General features: G+C 60.8%; 4 protein-coding genes. 2 read left to right on the top strand and 2 right to left on the bottom strand.

Going from position 1 to position 8855, the window contains the following annotated elements; translation table 11 throughout:
- Positions 1-54: 54 nt before the first annotated feature.
- Positions 55-3072, bottom strand: coding sequence for an FG-GAP-like repeat-containing protein (locus H1B37_RS32130; RefSeq protein ID WP_182871378.1), 3018 nt, complete (start codon positions 3070-3072; stop codon positions 55-57).
- Positions 3069-6083 carry an FG-GAP-like repeat-containing protein gene (locus H1B37_RS32125; RefSeq protein ID WP_182871377.1) on the bottom strand — a complete coding sequence of 1005 codons (3015 nt, stop codon included), beginning with the start codon at positions 6081-6083 and terminating at the stop codon, positions 3069-3071. The genes H1B37_RS32130 and H1B37_RS32125 overlap by 4 nt, the downstream gene beginning before the upstream one ends.
- Before the next feature lie 307 nt (positions 6084-6390).
- Here H1B37_RS32125 and H1B37_RS32120 point away from each other — a divergent pair, with 307 nt between their 5' ends.
- Positions 6391-6579: a hypothetical protein gene (locus H1B37_RS32120; RefSeq protein ID WP_182871376.1), complete on the top strand. Its 189-nt coding sequence runs from the start codon at positions 6391-6393 to the stop codon at positions 6577-6579.
- Between the two features lie 614 nt (positions 6580-7193).
- On the top strand, positions 7194-8408 hold the full coding sequence (locus H1B37_RS32115) for a DUF1559 domain-containing protein (RefSeq protein ID WP_182871375.1): 1215 nt from the start codon (positions 7194-7196) through the stop codon (positions 8406-8408).
- The last annotated feature ends 447 nt before the right edge of the window (positions 8409-8855 follow it).

Here is an 8855-nt window from a genome sequence, read left to right as displayed (position 1 = left end):
CGCAGCGAGAGGGTGTCGCCTAAAGGCTAAACGCCAACGTGCGTTGGGGGGCGTTTAGCGCTGAAACAAGTCCGCTTCGCCCTCGACAACCAGGTAGCGTTGGTTCGCTTTGATGTTCGAGAAAGATTGGTTGGCTCCCGAGGGCCAGCTCACGTCAATGCGATCAATAGCATCGTATCGTCCGAGTCCGAAATCCAACACCTGTTCGTTGGTGCACAACAGCCCGTCGCCGCCGAACACCCAGCCCACCCACGATTCGTCACCGATGGCGATGGAGACCTTGGCACCGATCGCGTCGCGTTCGCTGGTCGTTCCGATCAATTCCAGCTGGAGTGCATTTTCCGTTGCCGTGCGGTTTTCCAGCAATGCGGCCGGGGCGTCCAAATGGTTCGTCACCAGGTCGGGTTTCAAATCTCGATTGAAATCCAACACCGCCATCGTGCGTCCCAGGGCGGGGGTCTCCCAATAGGGATCCGCCGGGTTCTGCAATTCAAATCCGCCGGCGTTGCCACGAAAGAATTGCGGCAGCATCTGATAGGCGCGACCCCGATGACGGTGGTCGGTCAAGTTGCCATTGAGCACGGGCAGGTCGAGCCAACCGTTGCGATCAAAATCGACCGCCTGCGTTCCCCAGCCGACCGTCATCCGCGTGTCTTCGTACAATCCACGTTTGGCGTTGACGTTGGTGAACACGCCCGGTGATTCCTGGCTGTAGAGATCGGCTGCCTGATTCCAAAAGTTGGTGACGTGCAGATCGACCCGTCCGTTGCGGTCAAAGTCGCCCGCCGCGATGCCCATGCATCCCTGGCGTTGCCCCAACAACCCGAACGCGCAACCGGCAATCTGCGCGCTTTCCCGCAGCGTGACCGGACCGGATTGGCTGTCGCGCCCCGACAACCAAAAATGGTTGAACTCGGTATCGTTCGCGATGAACAAATCATTTCCGTGGGCGTCATCGAAATTTGCGATGACGCCGCCGAACCCATAATTGGGGAGTTCGTCCATCGACTGGCAACCGTCCCAGCGGGTGACCGTGCCATCGGATCGGACCTGCCACGCGCGATCGACGGCTGGACGGAAAACGCTGGGATTACAGGCGTCCCGGTCCGGCGTGCACCCGATCGAAAGCGCGGTCGGGTCGTCGATGTAATTGATCTCGACGATTTCAGGCAAATGATCGCCGCTCAAATCACCGCAAGCGATCGACGATGTCCAGTCACCCTTGGGGGCAACCGCCGCCATCAGTCGGCGGCGAAAGGTCCCGTCGCCGTTGTTTTGGTAAACCACGTTCGGGCCGATGTTGGCCAGAATCATGTCCGGGAAACCGTCTTGATTGATGTCCGCAACGGCAACGCCCTGGCCGTATCCCAAGTCACCGGTTCCCGCTTCGGCGGACACCGAAATCCACTCGGCGGACGGCCGGTTGCGGAACAACGCGTTGGGTTTGGAGCCGTCGGCATCAAACGCGTCGCCGCCGCCTTGCGTGAAGTACACATCGGGATAGCCGTCCAGATCGTAGTCGATCACCGCGATCCCTCCGCCGGTCAATTGATGCAAAAGCTGGACTTCATCCGAGGGATCGTCACCGCCGTCGTAGTGAAAGATCATCCCGAGGTCGGCGGCGACATCATTCAAACGGATCTCGGTCGTGCTGCTTGCGGTTTCCAAGTCGGCCCGCGGCTCCGCGGGGGTGCCGGACGCAAATTCGTTCGTCGACGGAAGCGGCCATTGATCGAGTTCCAAGCCGCATCGAAGGCCCGAAGTAGCGGTTGCATCGGTTTCGCCGTCGGCAATTTGTTCGCGTCGTTGTAACAACCGCTGACGCGACTCGGGGGACCCACCATGCGTCTTCAATGCGACTTGGCGCCACGCGAGCGCCTCCCAAGGTCGATGCAAGGCGTCCAGGATTTCCGCCAAACGACTCAATTCGGCCGCAGTCCCCGGCTGGCCGCCGATCTTCGCCATGATGACGGAAGATTCGTGCAGCAGTGAAAAACGTTGATTGGCACAGTCGGCTTCGGCGTCTTTTCCCAGCGACTTCAGTGATCGGGCCAACCCCAGGTAGGAAAAACGGTCCGTCGGGTCCAGCGTCACCGCTTCCAGAAAACAACGCACCGCCTGGTCATCGCGATCGGAACTCTGCATCCGCATGCCGACGGCATACCAGTACTCCGGTTCGCGTTCGATTCCGTCGGGCACCGAATCCAGATAGTCGTCAAGGAGCGGATCGAGTTTCATTTCGGCGTACACGCGACACCGAAACGCGGCGATGGGAGTGGATTTTGGATACGCTTCGCTAAGCCGTTCGATCAGCCGTTTGGCTTGCTCCAATTCCCCTTCGCCCCGCAACCGTTTCGCTTCGGCCAACGCCGCGGGGGGCAACGCTCCGCCGAAATTGGGCTTGGGCATCGAGACGTCGATGAAGGCGTCGCCCAGCGTGTTCATCGCGAACAGCTCTTTCTCCGTGATGTCCTCGGCCCGCAGCAGTCGACGCAGGTACTCGGCGGCTTCGATGCGGCGTCCTTGGTTGTTCAGCAAAGACGCCAAGCGGTGATAAACCGCATTGATCCGGGGGACGTCGACGGTTTCCGCCAAGTCGACGATCCGCATCAAACTCGCTTCGGCACGGTCATAATCGCCAAGCTGCAGGTGCAGGTCTGCCGCCAGCAACCCGGCGTCGGCAAACGCCACGGGGGCGGACGGCGGGATCGAACGCAGCACTTCACAGGCGGCCAGCGGATCCCCGATTTCCGCTTCGCACTTGGCGTACAAGAGCAACGCGTCGGCGTCGGCATCGTCGGCCACCAACAGGGGACGCAGGCGGTCCTGGGCGGCGGAATAGTTTTGTCGGTCGTAGTAGCCCCTTGCTTCGTCAATCCGCTGGTCGGCCGACTTGGGGGCCGCTTCCTGTGCCTGCTGACGCCTCCGCTGGCTCTGCAACAGTTCGGCGGCGCGCTGTTCCTCCGAATCTCCGCCACAGCCGACGACGGCAAGACCGACGACCGCAAGCCCGAGCAGCCTGAGCCCGAGGACGCGAAACGAAATCGAGCGAACGGTGTGATGAATCTTCAACGATGAGCCTGCAATTGAAATGCCTGTTCGGCCCCTTCGACCAGCACGTAGTCATGGCCGCCTTGTAGTGTACCGAAGGACTGTGTCGTGCCAGAGGGCCATTGGATGGTGATGGCCCCGGCGGCGGGCTGATCGCCCAGGCCGATCGAGATCCTGCGTTGGTTGGTGCACATGTAGCCGTCGCCGGCGGTCAACGGATGCGTCACCGTTTGCGTGCCCACGGTCGCCGTGGCCACCGCACCGATGGCGTCTCGCTGCGATCGGGTGGCCTTGAGAATCAATCCGATCGACTGGCCCGCGTCGTCGGTTCGATTGACCAACAGCGAAACGGGCGCATACAGATGGGTGATCGCCACGTCGGTTCGTCCATCGCGGTCCACGTCGACCGATGCCAACGCGCGGCCCAAATGTGGCTTGGCAAAGTAATCTCCCATTGAATCCGCCTTGAGTTCTTCCCAGCGTCCCGACGGCTGGCGGCGGAAGGTTTGCGGGGGCATCGCATAGGCCACGTCGGTGCGATGAACGTCGTCAACATGGCCGTTGGTGACCATCAATTCCAGCGACCCACTGTTATCAAAATCCACCCACTCGGCACCGAACCCCAGCAGCTTCATCGACGGCTGTCCCAGTCCAACCTGAAACGACCGGTCGCTCCAAAAACCGGGCGAGACCTGTTCGTAGTAGGTGTTATGGTCGTCGGCAAAGTGCGTGAGAAAGAAATCGATGTCGCCGTCACCGTCCGGGTCGGCCGCCGCCATGCCCATCGACGCCTGAGAACGCGCGTCGCCACTGAACCCGACGCCTCGCGTGGCAGCCAGATCGACCAGCCCGAATCGCCCCTCGCGCACTTCGGGTGACCAAAGCTGGTTGGCGGTCATGTCGTTGGCGACATAGACGTCCAGCCCGGGACGCTCGTCAAATCGCCCGGTGACCACGCCCAGGCCTCGCCCGAATGCCTGGTCCTGCATCCACTGATCCGAAACATCGACGAAGGTCCCATCGCCGCGGCCCCGCCACACCCGGTCCGGTTCGGCGTCGAACAACAACGGCGGGCAGGTTGAAAACCCGTCGGCATTGCGACACGGTCTGTCCAGCGGCCCTCGTCCGGCGCAGTAGTTCGTCGCAAACAGGTCGGCGATGCCATCACCGTCCAGGTCCGCAATCACCGCCGACGTCGTCCACGACTGGTCGGACAATCCGGCGGTCACTGCGACTTCGGCAAACGTCCCGTCGCCGTTGTTGCGAAACAGACGATTCTGGCCGTAGTTGCAATCAAACACGTCGGGGAAGCCGTCATCGTTGTAATCGCCGATCGTGATCCCTTGCGAGAATCCGGTGTCGTGGTAGGCCGCTGGGCGTTCGACCGAGACAAACCGGACGCCGTGATTTCGGAACAGCCGGTTGGACGACGAGTCGTTTTGCAGTGGACGGCCGTCCAACATCGCGGCGGCCAGATCGGGATAACCGTCCAAGTCATAGTCGATCACGCCCACACCGCCGCCGACGCTTTGGTAGATCCAGTGGCCTTCGGTGACCGCTTCGGCGGCGATTTCACAGGTGTGGACGAAGCCACGCTGCTCGGCTTGGTCTTCAAAGTAAAGCGGTCGCTGAAAACTGTCGCTCGCGGTTCCAGATTTTTCTCGCGAGAGTGTCCACGAAATCGCTGGCAACTGTCCCACGTCGACCCGGCGGCTGATTTCCCTTTCCGGCAGCACCCAGGGCGTGGTGGCGGTCAATTTGGAGCGGACGGCCATGTAACGATCCCGGACATCCGCCACCCGCTGCTCGGGCAACGTGGTCGCAAACCGCGCCCAGGCTTCGGCTTCCCAGACGCGGCCCAAGTCCAACATCGCATCGGCCACCGAGAGCGCCGCCTGTTGGGAACGACCGCTACGCTCCAGGTGTGTCTTTAATGTGTCGCGCAACACGCCGAGCTTGGTGATCTGGTCGGCAACCGTTTCCGCATCCTCGGTCCGTCCGATCAGCGTCAGGTTTTGGAACAGTCCGCTGAGCGCGGCCGGCAAGGCATGACTGCTTTGACGGATCGCTTGCCAGTAAGCACGCGCGGCCTGTTCGTGTTGTCCTTGCCGCTGAGCCCAATCGCCGGCGACCAACCAGTATTCGGGCAACTGTTCCACGCTGCCGGGCAATTGCCGCTGCCAAGCCGGGATGGAATCAAATTCATCCAGTTCCACCAGGGCACGCCCGTAGAGTGCATGCGCCGGCGCGAAATCCTTGTGACGCTCGAGCACGGGTTTCAATCGGTCCGCCACCGATCGCCAATTCGACTTCAACGCATCCAATCGGGCCAGACAATACTGGGGCCGCAGGTCATCCCCGGATCGCTGCAGCATCGACTGGCACATCTCTCCGTCCGGCTCCACACGATCCGGATCGGCGAGCACCAACAAAGACTCCGGGTCGCCTTGACCGTGCTGGGCCAACCACTTGAGCGACGGCAATGCCATCGGCGTGCGTCCGACCATGGTCGCCAGTCCGATCAGGTCAAAGCGGGGCTGGGGGCGATTGGGAAATCGATCCACATAGGATTGCAACACGGTGATCGCATCGAACGGCCGACCGGCGGCGACCAAGGTGTGCGTCAGTTTGTCCAGCAACGCCTCGTTGGGGGAATCGTTCGACGCCAACGCCCCTTGATACATCTCGACTGCCGATTCCGTGTTCCCCTGACGCGATGCGATGTCGCCGGCGATCTCGATGGCACGGGCGTCATCGGGACGTTGCAACAGATGTTTCCGAATCGCGGTCTCGGCGGCGTCAAGGTCCCCGGCGGAGAGCGCGCTCAGGGAACGGGCGACAAAGTCCGGTGAGGCCGGAGCGTCGCCGCCGGTCTGGTCGACCGGATCGCGTTGGGCCGTTTGGCTCGGTTCCCCTCTCTTCTCCGCCGCCCCGTCCGTCTTTCCGCAGCCTGCAACGCACAGCGCCAGCCCCAGCAAAAGAAACAGGAGGCGGGCAGCCAGACGGGCACCCAGATGGGCCCCGGCTCGCATCGCAACCGTCTCCCCCGCCGGCAACCGCAGCCATCTCCCGGCGCGGTGGATAAGGCGGAACCGACAGATCGGCCAAACGGGACGTGAAGAGGTCTGTCGATTCATATCAATCGGGGGTCTGCGGTCGGAGTGCTAAACGCCGCCCGGTGTAATCATGGTTGCCGGTCTGGCCGCCGTCGCGTGGCAATGGAAGCCATTAGGTTCGGTGCAATGTCGTTGACGAGCCACTTGATTTTACCAGACGCGTGGATACGATCTCGAATTCTGAAATTCAGTTAATCGTGGCTTCTTTACAAACGAGAATGAAATGACCCGCTCTTTACTGTGCGTGATTGCACTGGCTTGCGTTGTTTTTGTTGTCCCCGGTTGCGGTCGCGGCAGCGGCGAAGCAACGATTGAAGATACAACGGCCCAAACGCCGGAGGAAGTTCAAGAAGCCGAAGACTATGAAGAAATGCTTCGGAAACAAGAACAAGAGAACTTCAAAAAGAAGTAGGCAGCGAACGCCCGAACGCTCAGCCACCGCCACGACGAAACCGACGTCGTGGATCGATTGAAACCCTCGCCCGCCATGTTTTAGCCGGTTTTCAACCACCCGGTCCTCCCCCCCTCCCACTGAAGGCCTGACGGTCACAGTGTCCGCTTCACTTGGGAAACCACGCCCTTAGAGAATCGAGGACGTGTTTCCCGAGCTCAGCCAGTGTTTCGCCGGCCAGTGTTTCGCCGGCACATCGAACGCCCCCGGGCGTTGTCAGTCCGAAGCAGGACGACATGGTCTTGATTGACGCAACGGACACCGCGGGGATGGTCGCCCCCATTGCAAAGCCTCCCCTGGCAAGGGATGCAATCGGTGCCACAGGAGAGGCGAGACGACGTGTCGCATCAATTTAAAGGCGACGTAAACCACATTATGGAATATTTTACGATTCGTGCGATTCGATCGCACGGCTTTGGAGTTAACTAAGTCAGACGCATTGCCGAGTTTTGTCGTCCGGAACGCGATTCGGATTTAGCCTCGGAACCAAACGTATGCCTGAGGGCGATCAGTGTTCGCCCTTTAGAGGTCATAGAAACCTTTTCAACTGGAAATGAATGTCTTTGGAGACGCAAATGACGAATCGTTCTTCTCAACGAAGTGGATTTACACTCGTTGAGCTTTTGGTGGTGATCGCCATCATCGGTATTTTGGTCGGGCTGTTATTGCCCGCAGTCCAAGCTGCACGTGAAGCAGCGCGGCGGATGAGTTGCAGCAACAATTTCAAACAGATCGGATTGGCCCTGCACAACTACCATTCGGCGTACAAGAATCTCCCCATGAATGCGACGGGCACCTACGAGTGGCCGGGCAACCGCGGTGGCGATTATCACAACCGCTTTTGCTTGAGCTGGATGGTCGGCATTCTGCCATTCATCGAGCAACAGTCGATGTGGGATCGAATCAGCAACCCCTACAACGTCAACCGAGATGGCTCGATTCGTCCCCCGGCCGATGTGTTCCCGCCGATGGGGCCGGTGCCGTGGAATGAAAACTACCAACCGTGGTTGACCCAGGTCCCCGGTTACCGCTGCCCCAGCGATCCGACCGAGAGCACGCCGGCGCGTGTCGCGTTCACCAACTACGCCGCTTGCCAGGGTGATGCGTACTTCGAAGGCCACCACGGCGGCATCAACTGGAACGGCGTTCCGGGAACCGACGGCACTTGGGGCGATGAAGCGCAAGCCCGTTGGGCGCGTGGCGTGTTCCGCAACCACCACTTCACCAAGTTCCGCGACATCCTGGACGGTTTGTCCAACACCATCGCAGCCGGCGAGAACATCGTTGATGCGCGTGAACGGTTGGTTGCATCTGTCCCCTATCGGGACAACACCAACAACATGGCGCATCCCCCGAACTACTGGGAACAGTACATCGACCCCGATCGCCCACAGTACTGGGACGATAGCGTGAACAATGCCACCCCGGGACTGGACGAGTCCGCCAACCACGGTCGTGGTCGCCGTTGGCCCGATGGTCGCCCCCAGTTCTCGATGTTCAACACCATCCGTCCGCCGAACAGCTACAGCGTTTATCGTAACCACGGTGACTTCGGCTATGGATCGGCGTCCAGCCTCCACCAAGGCGGTGCCCATATCCTGATGGCCGACGGTGCGGTCGTGTTCATGACCGACTCGATCGACGCCGGCGACCAGAACCAAGTCCCCTACAGCAACAACGACCCGAACTTCGGGGTCCGCGGAGCCGGACGGCAAAGCCCGTATGGCTTGTGGGGGGCTCTGGGAACCAAGGCTTCCAAAGAGACCATTCAGGAACAGCTCAATCAATAGTTGATCCTTCAACGACCTGTTCAACCAGCAAAGGGATGCGGCGGCGACGCTCGCATCCCTTTGTTCGTTTTGCACTGCATCCTTGCCGGCTGGACGACGCCACGCTGTTGAACGGGGCGAGTCTGGTGCCCTAACGTCGCCGTGTTCTCCGAACTCGGCGCCCCGAAAAGCGAAGCTTTGCCCCGCGCCGACCTCAGAGAGGACGGCGACTGTCCAGCCGAATCGAAAACCATGCCACGGCGGACCAGGACCCGCTCAGCATGGGGCTGGTCTGATGAAAATAACTTCGCGGCGCGAGGTTGGGAGAGTGATCGATCAATTCGCTGCCCGATCAACACTCGGGCGTGAAACTCGATCATGGCTACTCGCCGTGCGATTGGATCCCCCCTCACCCCCGGCCCCTCTCCCCCGAAACTCTGGCTCGCTGGGGCTCGCCAGAGTTTCGGG

The organism is Stieleria mannarensis (assembly GCF_014154935.1).
Classification (GTDB): Bacteria; Planctomycetota; Planctomycetia; order Pirellulales; family Pirellulaceae; genus Stieleria; species Stieleria mannarensis.
This window is presented reverse-complemented; position numbering and strand designations above follow the sequence as displayed.